The 21,461-nt window shown below is 35.7% G+C and carries 14 protein-coding genes; 8 read left to right on the top strand and 6 right to left on the bottom strand.

Features of this window, described 5'->3' with window-relative positions; all coding sequences use genetic code 11:
- The first annotated feature begins 1 nt into the window (after position 1).
- Both P3F56_RS03445 and P3F56_RS03440 read left to right on the top strand, forming a co-directional pair.
- Positions 2-1,321 carry a DNA cytosine methyltransferase gene (locus P3F56_RS03445; protein ID WP_281153696.1) on the top strand — a complete coding sequence of 440 codons (1,320 nt, stop codon included), beginning with the start codon at positions 2-4 and terminating at the stop codon, positions 1,319-1,321.
- Positions 1,322-2,469: 1,148 nt separating this feature from the next.
- Positions 2,470-2,787, top strand: a complete 318-nt coding sequence (locus P3F56_RS03440) for a hypothetical protein (protein WP_281153401.1) — start codon at positions 2,470-2,472, stop codon at positions 2,785-2,787.
- Between the two features lie 2,009 nt (positions 2,788-4,796).
- Here P3F56_RS03440 and P3F56_RS03435 read toward each other — a convergent pair.
- Positions 4,797-5,570: a DUF1868 domain-containing protein gene (locus P3F56_RS03435; RefSeq protein WP_281153400.1), complete on the bottom strand. Its 774-nt coding sequence runs from the start codon at positions 5,568-5,570 to the stop codon at positions 4,797-4,799.
- A 66-nt stretch (positions 5,571-5,636) separates the two neighbouring features.
- On the opposite strand from P3F56_RS03435, the gene holA reads away from it, so the two are divergent.
- Positions 5,637-6,620: a DNA polymerase III subunit delta gene (gene holA, locus P3F56_RS03430; RefSeq protein WP_281153399.1), complete on the top strand. Its 984-nt coding sequence runs from the start codon at positions 5,637-5,639 to the stop codon at positions 6,618-6,620.
- 1,109 nt (positions 6,621-7,729) lie between these two features.
- On the opposite strand, the gene P3F56_RS03425 is transcribed toward holA, so the two are convergent.
- From P3F56_RS03425 to tig, 4 genes are all read right to left on the bottom strand, one after another.
- Positions 7,730-8,302 (bottom strand): 5-formyltetrahydrofolate cyclo-ligase, encoded by a 573-nt coding sequence (locus P3F56_RS03425; protein WP_281153398.1) that lies wholly within the window; start codon positions 8,300-8,302, stop codon positions 7,730-7,732.
- A 996-nt stretch (positions 8,303-9,298) separates the two neighbouring features.
- The gene (gene clpX, locus P3F56_RS03420; RefSeq protein WP_281153397.1) at positions 9,299-10,642 is read right to left on the bottom strand and encodes an ATP-dependent protease ATP-binding subunit ClpX; all 1,344 of its coding nucleotides are present in this window, start codon (positions 10,640-10,642) and stop codon (positions 9,299-9,301) included.
- Between the two features lie 21 nt (positions 10,643-10,663).
- A complete protein-coding gene (gene clpP, locus P3F56_RS03415; protein ID WP_281153695.1) occupies positions 10,664-11,281 on the bottom strand; it encodes an ATP-dependent Clp endopeptidase proteolytic subunit ClpP in 618 nt (205 codons plus the stop codon).
- Positions 11,282-11,540: 259 nt separating this feature from the next.
- A complete protein-coding gene (gene tig, locus P3F56_RS03410) occupies positions 11,541-12,935 on the bottom strand; it encodes a trigger factor (protein ID WP_281153396.1) in 1,395 nt (464 codons plus the stop codon).
- Between the two features lie 450 nt (positions 12,936-13,385).
- Between tig and P3F56_RS03405 the strand changes: the two genes are divergently transcribed.
- From P3F56_RS03405 to P3F56_RS03390, 4 genes are all read left to right on the top strand, one after another.
- Positions 13,386-14,435, top strand: a complete 1,050-nt coding sequence (locus P3F56_RS03405) for an aspartate-semialdehyde dehydrogenase (RefSeq protein ID WP_281153395.1) — start codon at positions 13,386-13,388, stop codon at positions 14,433-14,435.
- A 56-nt stretch (positions 14,436-14,491) separates the two neighbouring features.
- A complete protein-coding gene (gene dapA / locus P3F56_RS03400) occupies positions 14,492-15,382 on the top strand; it encodes a 4-hydroxy-tetrahydrodipicolinate synthase (protein ID WP_281153394.1) in 891 nt (296 codons plus the stop codon).
- A 180-nt stretch (positions 15,383-15,562) separates the two neighbouring features.
- The gene (locus tag P3F56_RS03395) at positions 15,563-17,344 is read left to right on the top strand and encodes a ribonuclease J (RefSeq protein ID WP_281153393.1); all 1,782 of its coding nucleotides are present in this window, start codon (positions 15,563-15,565) and stop codon (positions 17,342-17,344) included.
- 229 nt (positions 17,345-17,573) lie between these two features.
- Positions 17,574-17,738: a YqaE/Pmp3 family membrane protein gene (locus tag P3F56_RS03390; RefSeq protein ID WP_281153392.1), complete on the top strand. Its 165-nt coding sequence runs from the start codon at positions 17,574-17,576 to the stop codon at positions 17,736-17,738.
- A gap of 1,364 nt (positions 17,739-19,102) precedes the next feature.
- Here the strand turns inward: P3F56_RS03390 and P3F56_RS03385 are convergent.
- The gene (locus tag P3F56_RS03385) at positions 19,103-20,512 is read right to left on the bottom strand and encodes a M23 family metallopeptidase (protein WP_281153391.1); all 1,410 of its coding nucleotides are present in this window, start codon (positions 20,510-20,512) and stop codon (positions 19,103-19,105) included.
- Positions 20,513-20,694: 182 nt separating this feature from the next.
- Between P3F56_RS03385 and P3F56_RS03380 the strand changes: the two genes are divergently transcribed.
- Entirely contained in the window at positions 20,695-21,378 is a 684-nt protein-coding gene (locus P3F56_RS03380) for an HAD-IA family hydrolase (RefSeq protein ID WP_281153390.1), read from the top strand.
- Positions 21,379-21,461 lie beyond the last annotated feature (83 nt).

Here is a 21,461-nt window from a genome sequence, read left to right as displayed (position 1 = left end):
AATTGATTACAAAAGACCAATTGCTGTTGATTTATTTGCTGGTGCAGGAGGAATGACGTTAGGCTTTGAACAAGCTGGATTTGATGTTCTTGCATCAGTAGAAATAGATCCTATTCATTGTGCTATTCATGAATATAATTTTCCGTTTTGGACAATCATTTGTCGGGATATCCAAGAAATTACTGGATTAGAAATTAGACAACTATCAAAAATTGGTGATCGCTCCATTGATGTTATATTTGGTGGACCTCCTTGTCAAGGATTTTCTTTGATAGGTAAACGCCTTTTAGAAGATGAAAGAAATGTATTAGTTTATCATTTTGTTCGATTGATTTTGGAGTTGAAACCAAAGTATTTTGTTCTTGAAAATGTTCCAGGAATGGCTATTGGAAAACATCAAAAACTATTACAAAATATTTCCAATGAATTTAGTAAAAATAACTATCAAACAGAGAGTAATTATCAAATTTTAAATGCTGCTAGTTATGGAGTTCCCCAAAATAGGGAAAGACTTTTTCTGTTGGGATGTCAAAAGGAATTAACTTTACCTAACTATCCTCAAGCTATTAGTAATAATTTTACGCATAAATCAGCAATAAAAAAGAAATCTAGTTTACCTAAGTGTCCTACTGTTTGGGATGCAATCAAGGACTTACCTGAAGTTAATAATCATCCAGAACTTGAAAAGAGAGATTGGACTATTGTTAATTATGGAACGCAAAGTAATTATGTAAAAAAACTAAGACTTTTAGTAGACTTAGACAATGACTTTTCTTATAAAAGAAGCTATGATGAGAATCTTTTGACATCGAGTTTGAGAACAAAACATACTCTTGAGTCTAAGGAAAGATTTGATAAAACTCTGCCGGGCAAAATAGAACCTATTAGTCGATTTTTGAGGTTACATCGTGATGGTTTATGTAATACCTTAAGAGCAGGAACTCCTAGTAGTAGAGGAGCGTATACTTCCCCCCGTCCTATTCATCCTATTACCCCTAGATGTATTACTGTGAGGGAAGCTGCAAGACTTCATTCTTATCCTGATTGGTTTAGATTTCATGTTACCAAATGGCATGGATTTCGTCAGGTAGGTAATTCCGTTCCTCCTTTATTAGCGAAAGCAATTGCAACAGAGATTATCAAATGTCTTGATGTTAAATTAATTAAACCTATAGCTCAATATCCACTCAGTAAAGAAGAAATACTAAGCTTTAATATGTCTCGCGCAGCTCAATATTATGGAGTCAATTATAGTCTAATAAATAAAAGAATTCGACAAAATACTAATAAAAAGTCACTAAAAGAATCCAACAAAAATTAAATATAGAACATAAAATATGCATGATCTATATCAAAAATATAGTATAATTATACTATAATAATTAGTTTTTATAAACTTATCAATTATTTCGTTTTTACTATCATTAATTTTAGATCTAATTAAGATAGTTAACGGACTTATTGGGTGTAACTTTTACTAGCTTACTTATTAATAAGTACACGTTTTAGTTCTCCCTATTTTTATCATTCTGTATAAAAATTATCTATTATATTTTTTATTATCGTTAACTAATTATTAAAAATATTTAACTAGAAAGTGCTCTTGAAGATATATGAGAATACTTTTTAAGTCCTTAGTATTTTGACCTTTACATTAATAGATATCTTGATAAGATCAGGTATTTTTTATATATTAAAAATGAAATATTTTGCTCCGTAATGCCAGGGCAATCAAATATTAATTTTTTAGATATACCCCTTAATCTATTCAATTAGTTCTAAAGTCCAATAATGTGCTGTAATTTGACCGTTATCCCAATTGATTGAGTCAATCACCCTCTTTGAAGTTATTTTGGGAAGTACTTACTTTAATTACTTAGAAATTTGAGTCATTATATTCAGATAATTCAGATTCTTGAAATATAAAAACATTTTATTTTGCTATAATCTGGACCATCAGAAAACGCCTTAGATAAAGTATGCAAGATCACTCCTTGTAAAGTAAAATCAGCTTGGCATAGTTTGGAAGCAACAGTGACGACGGCTATCAATACTTATTTTTCTTGATTCTCAATTGTTTATAACGAGCTTTTTGTGAGTACACAATTTAGCTAAAGCTAAAGTAATCATACAAAACTTAGGATGTTAAAATCCTGAAAATTATAGACTTAAATGCAGGATAATATACTTTTATAAAAAAATCAAAAAACAGTCACTCAAGATATCATCGAAATATTAAAATTGTAGGTTTGGTAAATACGATAGTTATATTTAAGACACATAGATTGCTGAATAATTGTCTAGGCTATAAAATGATAATACTTTTTCTTGATTTTCTTGTAATAAAAATTCTCTAAAAGGCTATAAAAAGATTAAGAACACCAATATTTATTCTATCCCAATGTTTTAGTATTGCCCTTATAATAGACACAGAATATAGATAGCAATTGCAGTTAACATTCAAATTCTATGAGTCAGCAAAATCATCAAGACTGTGAACAACGCCTCAAAGATTTAGAAACGGAAATAAACCAAGAATCTGAAGCATCCCCTGTGCGGCCTTTTAGGGCTAATGAAAAGGCTAAAAGTCTCCTAGTTCGCCTCAAACAATGGTACAGTAACCTGGCTACTCCTGTAAAAGTAAGCCTGACTATTGTAGCTATTATTGCTACTTTGTCCTTACTCAATAGTATCTTACGGTTAGTGACCTCTGTAATTGTGCTCGGAATCTTAGGGGCTATTTTGTTTGCTTTGTATAAAGCTTTATTCAAAAACAAGTCTTCTTAAGACTTAACCATACGCCAAGATTAGCGTATGGTTAAGCTCATTTTGATTAAACAAAAAAAAGAGCTTGTTAAAAAATTTTTAAAAAAATTATCAAGGCATAAAACAATAAATTTAATTAGACTTAATCTTGAATAACTATCAATAAAAGTAAACATTTTTCTATTATGTTAATAATATGGAACATAATCATCATAATTATGGAGGAGTTGAAAGAACTTCATCATATGATCTTGGCTTTATAAATAATAAATATATTGTTCATAGTCCTTATGTTACTTTAGAGCCAGGACATTATAAATATGTAGTTTTACTGGACTTAAGATAGTGAGCTAATAATTAGAAATAGGAAATAGTTTAAAAAAAATGAAATATTCAGTTTAAATTTTACTCGCAATAGATATAATGTAATTTACAAAAGTAAAAAAATAGTTTCTACTGAGCCTGTAGTTTTAAACTATTAATATTGACGTGTTCAAAATTTTAATTTAGTTTTTTTTACTTTTAAAAAGTATGTTTGTTATTTTAGCTATTGCTAAATAGTGCTATACCGCAGGGATATTACCAGCTCAATATAGCAAACAATAGTTATTTTTGAAAGTCATACCATTGCTGGAGGAGTAGATCATAGTTTTTCAGACTAAGGATTCAAATTTGATAGTGGAGCTTCTTTTTGTTGCAGGTTAAAGAATGATTAACTAAAATTAAATCTTTTTGAACAAGTCTTAGATTTAGTTTAAAGAATCTTTAGACTTTGTTCTCTATGAATCTCTAAAAAGCTATCATTTGCCTGATGGCAGATTTCCTATTTTTGTTAATTTATACATTTTTGTTAAATCGTTGTTTAAATAACAACTTAAAGAAAAAAAGAGTAAGAATAAATTGAATAAAAATATTGGCTATTTATTCTTATTTTTCAAGGATTTATATAATTAGCTGACTGGCTATAAACTTTAACTTTAATTAATTGTTATTTTTTATTTTAGTTAATAGGTAGTTTCAACTAAAAACTATTAATAGTTATGGAGAGAATTAATGGATAAAACTGTTAAAAATTATTGGGCACATCGCTTAATTGATTTAGGATGTTTTCTTTATATCAGGTTTAAAATCTCATTGGTGCCGATGTAGAGGCTGAATACCTCCTAGGCGGAAGTCAAGCTATTGTTAATGTTTTGGTTAGGGAATTAAATAAGTAAGGAATTGTATATTCCTAAATATTTTGTACAAAAAACGTAAAAAAGTCTTTAAAGTACCTACTTTAAAGCTTTTGTTCATCCATCTATAAATTAAATTAGAGGGAATGGAAAAATTAATGGAACATAATATTGTTGTATACAATAGCAATAAGAACATTACAAACTTTCGGACTACTTGCATAATTTCTGTTGTCTTGATTTGCGATAAAAGTAAAGGCTATTATGGAATTCACGTTTACACTTTAAAACCTTATCAAGGATAGGAAAAAATCAGAACTATCAACTTCTGAAAAAAGAGCAGTTGCAATCCCTTTATCGTGATTTAGAAAAAGTTATTTCTTATATTTGTCAAAGAATAGTTTTAAAACCAATAAAACCCCCTCTAATTAATAGCCTACTTATACGCCGTTGTCAAGAAACCTATAGACTGAAAATCGCGGCATAACAGGCAATTGTTCCCAGTTGCCATGTTCCTATTGAAGGACTGTATCGAGTAAGAATGTAGTGCCCTTTCTGGCATTAATGTTCCCACAGTTGCAGCATCGGATATTTTTTATGCTAATACCCTAATTTAATAGATAACAAATTATAAATTCAAGAAAATCTGAAGAGACTGTTTATCAATAAAAATTGAAACCCATAGAGTGGAAAATTACGGTAACTATCTTGACTAACTATTTAGATAGTCTAAAATTTAACCACCCTAAAAAAAGATGAGATGAAATTTCTAGTTATTTTTCTTATCAACAAACAATCTCTAAGATAGTCAAAGACTATATCTAATTTTCCCTATTTTATAACTAAAGTAAAGACTTAAAGTTCTACCTTAGGATTATCATCCCTTGGTAAAAAGTTCGTCATATCTTCAAATTTACGTAACTCAACCTGGCTAATCGTTAAAACCTTTGGTTCTGCTTCCAACCATTTATCATCAAAGGTAGTTAAAACAGAGGCTAAGTAATCCCGATCAAGCTCATATATATTTTCCGTAAAATATCCCAAAGAAATATGAGCTGTAAAATGATACTGTTGTTCAATCCCCAAAGCTATTAAATCCATATTTTGATAAATCGACCGCCTTAATTGAACAATTTTTTTATAGGATAATTCATCACAAGGTACTAATCCTGCTACTAGAGCACGAGGAAATACTAATAAACCTAATAATTGCCATTTAGTTTCATTTGTTTCTAGTTCAACTTTTTGGTAGTTTTTAAAACTTTCCTCTATATAGACTTTAATTTTTTGGTCGAAATTAGGACGATCTTGAACTGCTTCTTGATAACTTTTATCCCAAATTAAATCAGCCAATGTTAAATGAAAACTATTTGGAGGAACCCAAGCAATCATATCTGACTCTATTTGTTCCGACAATTGCTGTTGTATGGTTTTCAAATGAAAATAAAATTCCCCATTGAGAGAATCTTCTGTATAAAGAGGAGTGAGAACTGTATAACCGGGAAAAGCAACAAATTTTCCACTCTGAAATTTAGGTGATTTTTGGATATTCTGAAGTTGAGTTTGATAAACATCGGGTATGGTCAGTCGTGCTACCCGATTAACATAGGTTTGATAAGTTTCGTCCAAGCTTTCTTCCTCTAAGAGTTCAACAACCTGATATTATTATTTTCTCTAATTTATCTTAGATTTTCTATGCCAATTTATTTATTGTGGGGTGAAGATGACTTTGCGATCACCCAAACTGTTAAGAAAAAACTAGAAACCCTCCTCGATCCTAACTGGCTTCAATTTAATTACGATAAAATCTATGGAAATGAGCCTAATGCTATAGTAAAGGCCTTAAATCAAGCAATAACTTCAGTTTTTGGTATGGGAGAAAGACTTGTCTGGGTTATAAACACTACCATCTGTCAAGAGTGTTCGGAAGAGGTCTTTTCCCAACTACAACAAACTTTACCCGCTATTCCCCAAAATTCTCACCTATTGTTAACATCAAGCAAAAAACCTGATTACCGACTAAAATCTACTAAACTTTTAGAAAAATATGCCGAAGTTCAAGAACTTTCTCTTATTTCTCCTTGGAAAACTGATGAATTAATTAACCAAGTTAAGCGTATTTCTCAGGAAGTTGGCGTTCAACTAACGCCTCAAGCAACAGAGTTATTAGTAGAGTCTATCGGGAATAACACGCGGAAATTAAGTTATGAACTAGAAAAGTTAAGCCTCTATAGTCTCGATCAAACCACGCCCTTAGGTACAGATACTATTAGTACTTTAGTCAATGTCAATAGCCAAAACAGTTTACAACTTGCTCAAGCTATTCGTCAGGGGAATAAAGGACAATCTTTACAATTAATTGCTGATTTGATTTCCCAAAATGAACCCGCTTTAAAACTTGTAGCCACTCTAGTAGGACAATTCCGCATTTGGGCAATGGTTAAACTCTACATTGAATCTGGTCAAAAAGATGACAAAATGATTGCCAAAGCTGCCGATATTACTAACCCCAAACGCCTTTATTTTTTGCGGAGAGAATTACAATCTTTTTCTGGTCAACAACTCTTAGCAACCTTGCCTATTTTATTGGAATTAGAATTTTCTTTAAAACGGGGTGGTGATGCTTTAGCCAACTTACAAACTAAAACTATTGAATTATGTCAGATTTTTGATAGATAATTAATAGATTTCTTTAAGCTACTATTTATGAACCAAATATTTAAGTATGGAACATTAGATAAACTCTATTGTTTTTATTAGTTTTTCTTCTTTTTTTGCTACAATGTACTAATATATATGTTTTGATATAAGTTTTTTAAAAAAAGTTAACATCTCAGAACTAATCTTCTTTTTCAGTTTGATTCTTAAATCTAATATTCTTGAACGAGTCCAATATAATTAGACTGATGGTATTATTTGAGCAGCAGTCCAAATCAGTAATTCGAAGCTTGCTTATCATGTCTTTCAACTAAATATTTATAGCTAAATAGTTCACTATTCAAAATAAAATTCTAATCTTCTTAGAGCAAATTAACGATTTTTTCCCCTATCTAGTAGCTTGATATTTAATAAAGAAATTGTGGAACCCGTCAAAAAGTTATATCCTCAATTAATCAAACTCTGTAGTTGGCTAGGTGATATGTAAATAGGAATTTACCGCAGTCATTAGGGGAGTTGGTCAAAGACTGAGGACACCATCCACCCAAAATGGGGGGAATTGTCTCTACACGGCAAATATAAAAAAATTGATTATAAATATAGCCTGTATAAAAAGCAGCTAAACTACTAGAAAAAGGTCTAACAATTGTTGTCTATAAGCTACTTTATTTCATGGCATTAATTTAACTGATTAAATTTTAATTTAACTAATATTTAATAACTTTTATCCAGAGTCAATAACTACTGATTAATAATATTTACTAATTTTTTTAGTATAAAAATGTGAAGTATTTTTTCTCTTTATACTGAACGGGAAGAATTGTGTAAACAATCTGACTTTATAACGCAACATACTTTTTTGAAAGAGGTTTAACGGATAATAAATATTGAAAAAACAACGGCACTGATTGTTCGGATAGGCAGTTTGACCCAGTATATTCACCTATGGTAGCCGCAATGCCGACTTTCCGTATAGTAATTTTAAGACACTGACTACTATAAATGATAGTGCTGCTAGCGAAATGTTTGAAGATGCTGGACATTTGTTCAGTCAAAAGTATTAGAGAATCTTGCAGTAAATTAATAAATTTTAATGATAGACAAATTTATCTATTTTTAAGCAGATATACTCAATTGTCTAATTCTAATAAATTTAAGTATTGTGTTTCGGTGCAAATTGCTTTTAATTTACGATCCCAAGGCTCAACTGATAGTCGACTAACATAGGCAAAATCAAAAACAATCCCTATGGTAGGAATATGTTGCCATTGAGGAGAATTCAACAAACGATCATAGAACCCTCCTCCATACCCTAAGCGATACCCTTGACGATCACAAGCGATAGCAGGAACCAAGATTAAATCAACCTCACAAGAGTCTAAAATTGGGGCATTTAGATCAGGTTCTAAAATTCCATAAGTTCCTACACTTAAAGCATCTCCAGGAGTCCAATAATGCCAAATTAAGGATTGATCGACACAACGAGGAAAACCCCAACAGTGTTCTCTTGTAAAGAGAGAATTAATAATAGGTTCCTGGCGAAAGGCAAAATACGCCAGAATTGTTTTGGACTCCTGAAATAAAGATAAAGATCTTATCCTTTCACAGAGGCGATTACTTTTTTCCTGCCATATTTTTTTATTTAAAGATTGACGTTGTTTTAAGAGTTTCCGTCGTAACTCTTTTTTCTCAGAAGAGACCATTTTAGTTCCAAGAATTACATTATGCCCAGAGAGCAGTTATTATACCTCTAAAAATTTCCGAACATTTTTTAAATAAGTTTTTTCATTTTTTAACATAGGAAAAAGAAATATTTCTACTATTTTCAGATATTGAAGGTTTTAAGTCAATCCTGCTGCCACTCGCTTCATCTCAACCGAGAGAACAATATCTTTTTCCCCTGAAATCAATAATGTCGGAACTGATATTTCTGCAAACTAGAGCATAACAGTAACTGCTCTTTGGCTCACAGATGTGTAAATTGTTCCTAATGTTACTTCATAATCTACAAGAATAAATTTTGCTAAAAAAGCACTCCGTTCTACTTGATTAATTGGAGTATATAAAAACCTTGCCATAAATAATTAATCCGCAAAAGAAACCTTTAGAAACTAAAGATAAGGGAATTTAACAATATATCCACCAAATTAATGCCTGTTTTTTATATTTAAAAATCCCCTTACAAGTAAGGATAATCTTTTCTACTCGGGATACATGATAATGAACAAAGTCTTGACAAAAGTACCCATCAAGTGACTATAGAATAGCCGTTCTCAATTCTTAAAGTGCCTAAGAAGTATTTTAAAATCTTGGATATACCCTTCTAGGTCATAACTTAAGCGCACAGGACTATAGAGTAGTTTAGACTTTCCAAACTCCCGTAAATTACATTATAGACAATGATTTAAGTATCATTCAATTTTTGGTCCGTTCTGTGCTAATATCAAGTCGAACCTGCCTGGACATAAATATAAACTATCACCGGTTTTTTGGGTGATTTTCTCGTATGGCGCACCCACTCATAGTAATTAGCGACACTATAAATGTCAACCATTCTAATTGTATTGTTGGGGTGAACTCATCACATCTGAGAAAGCTTAACTGGTGAAATCTAGTATCTAAATGCCCCTAGCTAGACCCATAATTAGTTGAGTCAATCATATGTGTTTACTAAATTATGGCTGACGTTTAACTAAACTTTAAGCCGACTCTGGGGTTGGCAAGGACGAGGGATGGACTAACAGGTCAGCCGTTGAACGGTTTTCGACCATCTCTTCAGTAATCATACACCTTTTAACATCCTTACGGGAAGGCAATTCATACATCATCTCTAACATCAATTCTTCTACAATGCCACGTAATGCTCTCGCCCCTGTTTTGCGACGATGAGCTTCTTTTGCGATAGCCCGCACTGCTTCTTTATTAAACTCTAACTGAACATTGTCCATCTTCAAGAGTTTTTGATACTGTTTTACCAAGGCGTTGCGGGGTTTAGTTAAAATGGCAATAAGGGCATCTTCATCTAGGGGCTCTAAGGCAGCCATTACCGGAATTCGTCCTACAAATTCAGGAATCATGCCAAATTTAACTAAATCGCCAGGTTCTGTTTGTTGCATTAAGTCAGCTGAGCGCTTGTCTTTAGCTTGACTACCATCTCCAGGGCGGATAAAGCCTATGGATTTTTTACCCCGTCGTTGTTCAATCACCTTATCTAAACCGACAAACGCCCCACCACAGATAAAAAGAATGTTGCTGGTGTCAATTTGAATGCAGTCTTGATAAGGGTGTTTTCTGCCGCCCTGGGGAGGGACATTGGCTACTGTCCCTTCCAACATTTTGAGTAAGGCTTGTTGGACACCTTCTCCAGAAACATCACGGGTAATAGAGGTATTTTCACTCTTACGAGCAATTTTATCAATTTCATCTATATAGATTATACCTCGTTGGGCTTCTTCCACATCTAAGTCAGCTACCTGTAATAGCCGTAGTAGAATGTTCTCCACATCTTCCCCCACATAACCAGCCTCAGTCAAAGTGGTGGCATCGGCAACAGCAAAGGGGACTTGTAAGATCTGGGCTAGGGTTTGTGCGAGGAGAGTTTTTCCTGAACCTGTTGGCCCCATCAATAAAATATTCGATTTTTGTAGTTCAACAAAATCGTCTGGCCCATCTCCTTCTGGAGATGGGCTAAGGCTCAAACGCTTGTAATGATTATAAACTGCGACGGAGAGAATCTTTTTGGCTTCATCTTGTCCAATAACATATTCATCGAGATAGTTTTTAATTTCCCTAGGTTTGGGGATCTGATTTAGGGAAAGATGTTCGTGACTTGAACGACGTTTAGGTTGGGACTCTTCAGCTCTTGAGGAACCGGCTGACACTGCCGTTGTCGGAGTATCCATCAATTCCTCATCTAAAATCTCGTTGCATAGCTCAACACATTCATCGCAGATGTAGACTCCTGGACCGGCGATCAATTTTCGCACTTGTTCCTGGGATTTGCCGCAAAATGAACATTTTAGGTGGGAGTCGTATTTAGACATAAGCTCTTGGAGTTAGTTGAGTTAGGTAACGGGAATGGTAGGGTCAGACAGATATTGCCGAGAAATCACTTTGTCGATTAAACCGTATTCTTTTGCCTCTTGCGCCGACATAAAGAAGTCTCGTTCTGTATCAGCTGCAATGGTATCGATGGGTTTGCCGGTATGATAGGCCAGCATCTCATTTAACCGCCGTTTTATATAGAGAATTTCTTTGGCTTGAATTTCAATCTCCACGGCTTGCCCTTGAGCTCCTCCTAAAGGTTGGTGAATCATCATGCGCGAACTAGGTAAGGACATCCGCTTACCAGGAGCTCCTCCACATAGAAGAAACGCTCCCATGCTAGCAGCCAATCCAAAACAAATGGTTACTATATCGGGACGAATTTGCTGCATGGTATCATAAATAGCAAAACCGGCATAAACAGACCCTCCGGGGGAATTAATGTAAAGCTGAATATCTTTTTCTGGGTCTTCAGCGTCAAGGAAAAGTAATTGTGCGACGATTGAGTCTGCAACTTGATCGTCAACAGAGGTTCCCAGAAAAACGATACGCTCTCGTAACAATCTCGAATAAATATCAAAGGCTCTTTCCCCTACCCCAGATTGTTCTACTACCATGGGAACGATATTTTGACTCATGGAATAGATTTCTGAAAGACGCTGGTTGGTGATGGAATAGTCTAGTAATCGCGATTTATTCATAGCCTTTAATTAAACTGTCAGGGGGAAGATTTTGAATAATGGCTCATTTCCTAATAGGTTTAGTTGTGCATTCTCCATTTTCAGTCCACCCGGACTGGAGCAGCAAATTGATCCCCTCTGTCAACATTATGCCTCAAGTGTGAAAAAAGTGAATTAGATTAACCAAGGCATAATGTTGACAAAACTAAAGAGAGGTTCATCCTTCTACAGTAGCTGTCAATGGTTCTCCAGAGTCGGCTGAAGATTCCTCAGCTTCTTTTTTCTTTAAGGTTCCTGCAGGAACTAGTTCTATAGTAGCTTGCTCTTTTAGCCAGTCGAGAGTAGCTTCTGTTAGAAGTTCGTCTGTGACCATCTGGTTCAATCTATTAAGATCTATTTTTTGGTCTGAAAGTTGTTCTTTAATCTTGTTAATTTTTTCGTCAAAAACAGCTTGTTTAACTTCAATACCTTCAACTTTAGCTAATTCCTTGAGAATCAAGGATTGCTTTAATCTTTCTGTTGCTTCTTTACGAGCATTTTCCCGCAGTTTTGGAAGATTTTCCTGGGTAAACAGTCGGCTAACCTCCATACCCATTTGTTCCATCTGCATGGCTGTTTGAGTCAAAACTTGAGTTATTTCTTCTTGAACCAGAGTCTCAGGAATATCAGCCGTACAGACTGCCATTAGCTGAGCAATAATGCCATCATAGATGCTTTTCTTAGTTGCTTCTTCGGCTTCTTCTATAAACTGTTTTTCTAAAGACTCCCTTAACTCGGCTATTGTCTCAAATTCGCTAATTTCTCCAGCTAAATCGTCATTAAGTTCGAGAAGTTCTTTCTCTTTTAGTTCTTTGAGGGTAATGGTAAAAACCGATGGTCGTCCAGCTAAATCTTCTCTGGGATAGTCTTCAGGAAACGTCACCTTAAGTTCTTTGGTTTCTTCGGGTTTCATTCCGACTATTCCTTCTACCATGCCTTCAATAAAACGTCCCTCTGCGAGATCCACACGAAAATCTGTCCCTTGTACCCCTGGAATTGCTTTACCATCAACTTTTTGCCCCTCTTCCGATACAAAATGCGCTGTATAATCAACAATAGCCACATCTCCCATCTGAGCGGAACGATCTTCGACGGGAATTAGGGCAGCTTGTTGTTCACGTCGTTCTTTTAACCAGTTTTCCACCTGTTCTGAATCATAGATGGTTTCTTCAGCTTTCACACTTAGGGTTTTATAATCTCCTAGTTCGACGCTGGGGGGAATATCTACAGCAGCGGAGAAAGTTAGAGACTGCCCTGGATTAAATTTTTCCAGCAATTCCTCAAAATCAGAACATAGCCGATAATTACCCAACGATTCTAGCTCTTCTTGCTTAACAGCTTTTTTTATGCTTTCTTGAATCAATTCTTCGAGAGTTGCGGCCTTAACGTATTTGGTTCCTAGGCGTTGAAGCAAGATTGTACGGGGAACTTTCCCCTTGCGAAACCCAGGGATATTGGCAGTACGTGCCAAGGTATTGACCTTTTTCTCGTAGGCTTTCTCTAAGGTTTCAGCCGGAATTTCAATTTCTAAGCCAACCTGACTATCAGGGAGTCTTTCCTGAGTTACTTTCATCGACGTTCTATCTCAAACAATTACATTAAACTACAGTGATACAAGCTTAAATTAAACTTAATGCTTCAAGGGCAAGCAGCTCGTGATATCCTAAAAACATTAAGGATAAATCATTAGTCCCTTGGCCTTTTGTCGGTTGACAGGGTTTGCCAGGATCTGTCCCTATCGATAATAGTACATTGTCGCATCATTCTATTATGATAGGGTAAACTAGGTCATTTACAACACCTTTAGACCGAATCAAGATAAGCCTTTCCCCTAAACCGAGTTGGCATGGTCTGATATACAGGGATGTTGTGGACACAACTAAGACATGTTTTTCTCTGTGTAAATTCTGATTAAGTGTTAATAATTCAACCCTTATAAGTCAAAATTTTCTTAACTTCAGAACAGAAAATTAATCGATGGCAATTCATGATTTTTAACCGATTAGCTAGGAGGTAATATTCATTGTCTAAACCAGTTAGGGTAGCTATTCTGGGGGCGACTGGGGCCGTTGGCACTGAGTTGATTAGCTTATTAGAACATCGTGACTTTCCTGTCGCTAGTCTTAAACTCTTCGCTTCTGAACGGTCTGTTGGAAATTCCTTGACTTTTAAAGGGAAAAAACTGCTGGTCGAAGCGGTTAGAGAAAACTCCTTTAGGGATATTGATTTAGTACTAGCCTCGGCGGGAGGAGTAACTTCCAAAACCTGGGCAAAAAATATTGTAGAATCAGGAGCAGTAATGGTAGATAATTCCAGCGCTTTTCGTATGGAGCCAGAGGTTCCCCTAGTTGTTCCTGAAATCAATCCTGAAACCGCTAAGTACCACAAAGGAATCATTGCTAACCCCAACTGCACGACAATCCTGATGGGGATTGCGATTTATCCTCTTCATCGAGTTCAACCTATTAAAAGAATTGTTGTTTCTACCTATCAATCAGCAAGTGGTGCGGGGGCCAGAGCGATGGAGGAAGTAAAAATACAATCTCAGGCTATTTTAAACGGTCAAACCCCCCAAACAGAAATCTTTCCCTATCCCTTAGCTTTTAATCTATTTCCCCACAATTCTCCTCTCAACCACGAGGGATATTGTACCGAAGAGATGAAAATGGTCAATGAAACGCGTAAGATTTTTAATGAACCTAATTTAAGAGTGACGGCTACTTGCATACGGGTTCCCGTACTACGTGCCCACTCAGAAGCTGTTAACTTGGAATTTTCTGCTCAATTTTCTGTGACCGAGGCCAGGGCGATTATAGCAAATTCCTCAGGGCTTAAACTAGTTGAAGATTGGCCAGGAAATTACTTCCCTATGCCCATGGACGCTTCAGGCCGAGATGAGGTATTGGTGGGGCGAATTCGTCAGGATATTTCTCACCCTAATGGCTTAGAATTATGGCTCTGTGGAGATCAAATCCGCAAAGGGGCAGCCCTCAATGCAGTGCAGATTGCGGAGTTGTTGATCAAAAAAAATTGGCTTAAATCTTCTGCCTCAAGGGCTGTACTTGGCCAATAAATAAAGGCTTTTAGATTAAAAATTAACCACTAACCTTTGAAAAAGTAAACGAAAGAATGAGTGATCGCAGTTTTGGACGAGTAATCACCGCCATGGTGACTCCCTTTAATAACAATGGTCAGGTGAATTACGCAGTAGCCGAGGAACTAGCTAACTATTTAGTAGAAAATGGTAGCGATGGCTTAGTGATTTGCGGCACGACGGGGGAATCTCCTACCTTAAGTTGGTCTGAAGAATATAAGTTATTTCAGGTAGTTAAAAAAGCCGTTGGTGATCGAGGGAAAATTATTGCGGGCACTGGTTCTAACGCCACAAAAGAAGGGATAGAAGCGACGGAAAAGGCATCTAAATTAGGTTTAGATGGCTCATTACAAGTGGTTCCTTATTATAATAAACCCCCTCAAGAGGGACTGTATCAACACTTTAAAGAAATTGCTCAAAAGTCCCCTGATTTACCAATTATGTTGTATAACGTGCCGGGGCGTACTGGACAAAATCTTTTACCTGAAACAGTGGCTAAATTAGCAGAAATTGAAAATATTGTTGCCATCAAAGAAGCTACTGGAAACTTAGAGCAAGCTTGTCAAATTCGTCGTTTAACCCCCGACTCTTTTGCAATTTATGCAGGAGATGACTTTATGACCCTACCTTTGTTGACCGTTGGTGGAATAGGAGTCGTCAGCGTTGCTAGTCATCTAGTGGGGCAACAAATACAAGAAATGGTTCAAGCATTTGGAACAGGAAAAGCCACGGTTGCAAGAGACATTAATTTAAAGCTTTTTCCCTTATTCAAAGCACTATTTTGCACAACTAACCCTATTCCAATCAAAGCAGCACTTAATTTAAAAGGATGGAAAGTAGGAGGACTAAGACCTCCCCTAATAGAACTATCTCCTGACTTAAAACAAGAATTAGAATCAGTTTTACAACACCTATCTCTTGTTTAGGAATTAGGCTTTATGATGGAATAAATAGGCTAAGATCAATTGGAGTTAAATAAACGACAATTGTAGAATTTACTTCAGCTAATTCTAGGAAGAAGACTAGATAAATCTTTCTGAAAAATTATATTTTTTTTGGATAACTAACGCGTTGACAATCAAAGTAGCTAAATAAAAAGGATGCCAATGAGTCAAAAACTAACAAAGTCAACAAAACCAACGTTAAAAATTATTCCCCTGGGGGGATTACACGAGATCGGCAAGAATACTTGTATTTTTGAGTATGGGGATGAGATCTTGCTGATAGATGCGGGAATTGCTTTTCCTACTGATGGAATGCATGGGGTGAATATTGTTCTCCCTGACATGACCTATTTGCGGGAAAATCGCACTAAAATTAAGGGAATGATTGCAACTCATGGTCATGAAGACCATATTGGAGGCATTCCCTATCATCTAAAACAATTTGATATTCCGGTAATTTACGGACCAAAACTAGCGATTGCCTTATTGCGCGATAAATTGGAAGAAGCCGGAGTCAGCGATCGCACAACTTTAAAAACGGCTGGACCTAGGGATATGGTCCGAATTAGTGATTCTTTTCTAGTGGAGTTTATCCGTAATACCCATTCCATTACGGATAGTTTTACCGTAGCCATTCACACACCGTTAGGAGTGGTTATTCATACAGGAGACTTCAAAGTTGATTATACTCCTGTTGATGGCCAGTACTTCGATCTACAGAGACTCGCTGAACATGGAGAAAAAGGTGTTTTATGTTTGCTCAGTGACTCTACTAACGCTGAAATTCCAGGGACAACCCCTTCGGAAAGATCGGTTTATCCCAACCTTGATCGCATCATAAATCAAGCCCCTGGACGGTTGTTGATTACGACTTTTGCTTCTTCGGTACATCGGGTCAATATTATTTTACAACTTGCCCAAAAGCATAAACGAAAAGTCACAGTTGTGGGACGTTCAATGCTTAATGTCATCGCTCATGCGCGAGAATTGGGCTACATTAAATGTCCTGATGACGTTTTTGTATCCCTCAAAGCAGTGCGAAATTTATCCGATGAAAAAGTATTGATCCTAACCACGGGATCTCAAGGGGAACCCTTAGCAGCGTTAACCCGTATTTCTAAAGGACAACATCCTCATATCAGAGTTCAAAAAGGGGATACGGTTGTCTTCTCTGCTAACCCCATTCCAGGGAATACTATTGCGGTGGTAAATACCATTGATCGCTTGATGATGCAGGGGGCTGAGGTCATTTATGGTCGTCATCAAGGAATTCATGTGTCAGGTCATGGTTGCCAAGAAGAACATAAATTAATGCTGGCTTTGACTCGTCCAAAATTCTTTATTCCGGTTCACGGGGAACACCGGATGTTGCTTAAACACGCCCAGACTGCCCACAGTATGGGCGTCCCTACGGAAAACATGGTAATTATAAAGAATGGAGATATTGTTGAGGTTTCTCCAGATAATATCGATGTTCTTGGTCAAGTTCCCTCTGGAATTGAATTAGTAGATCAGGCTGGTGTGGTGCATGATCATATTATGCATGATCGTCAACAGTTAGCTGAAGAAGGAGTGGTTACAGTAGCCACTGCTATTAATTGGCAGGGAAAACTGATGGCAAAACCGGAAGTGCATCTGCGGGGTGTGGTGACAAAAGTAGAGCGATCGCTGTTGGAACAGTTGATTATTCGCGCTATTGAACGAATTTTAACTGAGCGTTGGGATGAATTTTCCCACGAAAATAATCGTAGTGGGATTGAGGTTAATTGGAAATTTCTCCAAGAGGAAGTTGAAACAACGTTACAACGGTTAATCAGGCGCGAATTACGAACTCAACCGATGGTGGTTTTTCTCCTTCAAACTCCTGAAGAACCAGAACCTGGAGAACGTCCAGTAACGAAAACCTATCGTCGTCGTCGTTCAACTGCGTCTGCAATGTCTTAAACGTTTATTGTTGATTGTTGACTGCAGAAATTTTGAATTCAATAGAATAAACTATAGAGGCATAATCTCTTATGCCTCTATGATTTTTTCACTGATCTACTCATATACAATTAAAATGAGTTCTAGAGTAGACAGGAGTTCGGGGATGAATGGTTAGTCAAAACAGTTCTAATATTTATCCGCTCTACTACCGTCTATAGTTTTATTATCTCTAGGAGGTTATAGTTCTGTGGGTGATTTAATTCGAATTATTTGTGCTATCTTGTTGCCTCCTCTTGGGGTGTTTCTACAAGTTGGGTTAGGTCAAGATTTTTGGATTAATTTATTGTTAACAATTTTTGGGTTCTATATTCTTGGAATTGTTCATGCTGTTTGGGTAATTGCAAGAAAGTAAAGAAGAATATTTTTTAACCTTTAGCTAAAGGGGACATTTTTAAGTGAAAAATAAAATAGTGATTTTAGAAGTTTTAAAGAAGTATTTAAAAAATCTCTTAATAACTTTTTAAGAATTTCTCATCAAATGCTTGAACTTTTTAAGCATTTGATGAGAAATTCTTAACACTTATAATTAAACTTCAAAGATTATTTTTAGGTATCAAGAAACAAGGTAACTTTTAGCTAAAATTTTTGCGTTTAGTTATGAAAAGTTAAATTTAAATACTCTCAAAAATTAGTTAATTGTACTTAATCTCAGGGTAAATTAGACTTATTTTAGGTTTAAAATTATAAATAATAATCTAACTTTTTTTTAAAATAATCAGAATAAGAACGCTAAAAAAAGCTAATTTAAGTTATCCTATTAAATCTACTTTAGGTAAAGTCAACTTGATTAAAATATTTAACTATATTTTTTAGAGTTAACTCTAAAAAATAACAATGGAGTTAGTGATATTAGAGAAGTTGGATAAAGTGTTTATCTTCAGCAACGACTAACTTTTATTAATTTAATTTATCTTTAAATTAAATACTATCTTAAAATTAAGGTAATTAACTATTTTAAAGTCAGAAAATAAAAGTTTTACTTATTTTATGCTTTTATAGCTTGATAAAGATAAAGTGACTAATTTTAGTCAAAACCAATATTTAGTTAACTTCTGATTATAGAAAAGAAAGTCAACTAAAATAAACTGAAATAAGTAACGGTTATAACAAAAAATAAATAATGCTACTGCCACTAAATAATTGTCGATAAATCCTCTTGTCTTGACGATGATAGCAAGTTTAAAGCGAAGTCAATGGTTACTAAGAGAGTAGTAAAAATTATAGAATAAATGTAATAATACATTATTATATTAATGGAATATTAAACAGGTATTAATTGGAGCCACAAGAATCAGCTACCGTATTTACGGTAGCAAACATGCTACAGCTTTTAAAAGCCTAATTAATTAGTTGTATTTTATTATTTTATTTTATGTCTTTATAAGACGTAATAATAGTCGCTACTAGACTAGTGAAAAAATATTTTTACTAGTCTGCAGTTTAAATACAATTGAACATTTTTAACCTTTTGAGATAATCTATAAACAAGATATTCGATAAGTTATTAGCATATTGCTTTCACTAAATTTGTATAAATAAGACAACTTGTACAGATAAGACAAATAGCTATTACGCAATTAATACAATAATTGTGTATTCAAGAGTTATCACTACAGAATTTTGACGACAAAAAATCAACCCCCTACATATAATTGCAGGGGGCTCGATAATACCATTATAAAAATAAGTTTGAGTAGTTAATTTTGGTAGTTAAATTTAGCCCTCAGAAGTTTTTACAGCCTTAGCCATCTGCATCGAACGCATTAAATTTGTTAAAGCATACTCTAAATGTAGTCCCGCATCAACAGCGACCCAACCTTGGTCAGTTAAATGTCGCCATTCAAAGTGTAAATGGGGACCAGTGGAATAACCCGTACTTCCTACTTGTCCGATGACGGCTCCCTGGTTAACCCATTCTCCAGGTTGAACATAAACCTTTGATAAATGAGCGTAACGAGACTCTTGAGTTCCCTCTAGATGGCGCAGAATCACTGTTAAACCATACCCTCCAAGCCAGTCGGACTGGAAAACTTCCCCGTCATAAGCTGCTAGAACGGAGGTCCCAATGGGGGCACCGATATCTGTCCCGCTATGTTGACGACCAGTTCCCGAAATAGGATGAGTACGCCACCCAAAAGCCGAAGTAATACTGGCAACCACGGGCAAAGGGTACATTAAGTCTGTTTGGCTTTGTTCAGGAGCGTTAGAATTTAGACGACTATAGAGACTGGCTGCTCGATTATATTTAGGAACAGGTTCTAAGGAAATAGATAATCTTTTTCTAGTGATGGGCTTTAAACTGACCACTTGTTGAGGACTAAGCGGATGATCTTTGAAATGGACAGGTTGCACTGAAGAAGCATAACGGGAATAACTAATAACCCTAGAGGAAGCTTTTCTTTGACGACTGACGAGATTAACATGATGGTTTGCTGAGGCTGGTTTTGCTTTGGAAAACTCCGGCTTAGCAACTGAACCACAACTACCTTTAAGCAGTTGACCGTTTTGGGAAACAATTTGACATCCTGTTGACCGTTCGGTGAGAATGACGGAACTGGAAGAAATTACTGATTGTTTAGGGTTTGTAGCGTAATTAGTGAAATCTATATAACTATTTTTACCCTGAGCAGCTATTGAAGGGGTGATTTTATTTTCTTCTGATTGAAAGGGTGTTAGCAGTTCACTTACAGAAGCAGCAGAAGACTTTTTAGAGGTTAAGGGCAAGACTTTGGGGGCTGATAATCCCACTTTGGGAGCAGCATTTCCCCTAGTGAGGTTGGGGACCGAAGGTTTGGGATCTATTTTCGGAGTGGTAGGTTTAACGGAAGGAGTACTTAAGACAGGCTTATTGGCTGCAGAACGATTAGGTACTATACGAGGAGAAGATTTCGGAATTTTTTGGAAAGACGGCTCAACTGTCCCCGGTTTGCCTAATGATGTTATGGTATCGGGAATAATTAAAGTATCGGTGGAGGCATTAACTGGAGCTAGCAATAGCTGACCACCAACGACACTAAGTCCACTGATTAGACTAATACCCTGCTTTAAAAGGTAATTTGTCTTGGTGTATTTTGCGAAGGTTCCCGCTTGATAAGAAAATTGATTCATGTCCGTTACACTTTCCATAATTCACTACTTATTAAGGCATGATAACGGATTACAAATAAATATTTCTTTTCATGTCAGCTTTTTGAAAAACTTAACAACTTTAACCAGAATGGTATGATCTAGAAGTTTCGATACTTTTTCGAGAATAAAAAAACTAGGGATTTAAATTATTGCCATTGAATGATTAAAATAAGCAGTTTATGATGAACTACTCGCCCTGTTCTTTCAAACCTATAACCCATTTAATTTACGATCTGGACGGCCTACTCTTGGGGACAGAAACCCTTTATCAAAAGGTAAACCAAATCATTGCCCAACGCTATGGAAAAACCTTTGAGCTCTCAGTTAAAGCAAAAATGGCTGGCCGCCGCACTCAAGAGTCAGCACAATTGTTTGTAGAATTACTTGATATTCCCCTGACTCCCGAAGAATACATAAAAGAACGTTATGCTCTCCTCTATCCACTTTATGCCACTGTCCAACCTCTTCCGGGTGCAAAAGAATTGACTCAGCATTTTGCTAAACAGGGCATTCCTCAAGCTATTGCCTCGAGTTCTATTCAGTATCATTTTGAGTTAAAAATGTCGTCTTATCCTTCTTGGGTATCTTGTTTTGACCACTTTGTTTTCGGAGATGATCCTGATTTAAAACACAGTAAACCTGCCCCTGACATTTTCCTATTAACGGCACAAAGATTGAAGGCAGATCCCCGTGCTTGTTTAGTGTTTGAAGACTCCTTAGCGGGGATGAAAGCGGCGATTGCGGCAGGAATGTCGACGGTAGTAGTTCCTGAGAAAACGAGTGATTGCCAATTATTCGACCAGGCTGATCAAGTTCTCAATTCCTTAGAAGAATTTGAACCTGAAAAATGGTGTTTACCCTAGCTAAATAGATAATTTTTTTTCAGGTAGACCTTGCTCAATCGATCAATCCATCGTTAGAATGCTAATGGTCAGTGGCAAGCTGT

It is taken from the genome of cyanobacterium endosymbiont of Epithemia clementina EcSB (assembly GCF_029919255.1).
In the GTDB taxonomy this organism is placed as follows: domain Bacteria; phylum Cyanobacteriota; class Cyanobacteriia; order Cyanobacteriales; family Microcystaceae; genus Rippkaea.
The sequence above is the reverse complement of the archived record's forward strand: the minus strand, read 5'-3'. Positions and strand labels throughout refer to the sequence as shown.

Excerpts from the sequence above, each read along its gene's own strand:
- P3F56_RS03385 (WP_281153391.1), bottom strand. The coding sequence starts at position 20,512 with ATGGAAAGTGTAACGGACATGAATCAATTTTCTTATCAAGCGGGAACC.
- P3F56_RS03440 (WP_281153401.1), top strand. The coding sequence starts at position 2,470 with ATGAGTCAGCAAAATCATCAAGACTGTGAACAACGCCTCAAAGATTTA.
- clpP (WP_281153695.1), bottom strand. The coding sequence starts at position 11,281 with ATGAGTCAAAATATCGTTCCCATGGTAGTAGAACAATCTGGGGTAGGG.
- clpX (WP_281153397.1), bottom strand. The coding sequence starts at position 10,642 with ATGTCTAAATACGACTCCCACCTAAAATGTTCATTTTGCGGCAAATCC.
- dapA (WP_281153394.1), top strand. The coding sequence starts at position 14,492 with ATGAGTGATCGCAGTTTTGGACGAGTAATCACCGCCATGGTGACTCCC.
- P3F56_RS03425 (WP_281153398.1), bottom strand. The coding sequence starts at position 8,302 with ATGGTCTCTTCTGAGAAAAAAGAGTTACGACGGAAACTCTTAAAACAA.
- P3F56_RS03395 (WP_281153393.1), top strand. The coding sequence starts at position 15,563 with ATGAGTCAAAAACTAACAAAGTCAACAAAACCAACGTTAAAAATTATT.
- holA (WP_281153399.1), top strand. The coding sequence starts at position 5,637 with ATGCCAATTTATTTATTGTGGGGTGAAGATGACTTTGCGATCACCCAA.
- tig (WP_281153396.1), bottom strand. The coding sequence starts at position 12,935 with ATGAAAGTAACTCAGGAAAGACTCCCTGATAGTCAGGTTGGCTTAGAA.
- P3F56_RS03380 (WP_281153390.1), top strand. The coding sequence starts at position 20,695 with ATGATGAACTACTCGCCCTGTTCTTTCAAACCTATAACCCATTTAATT.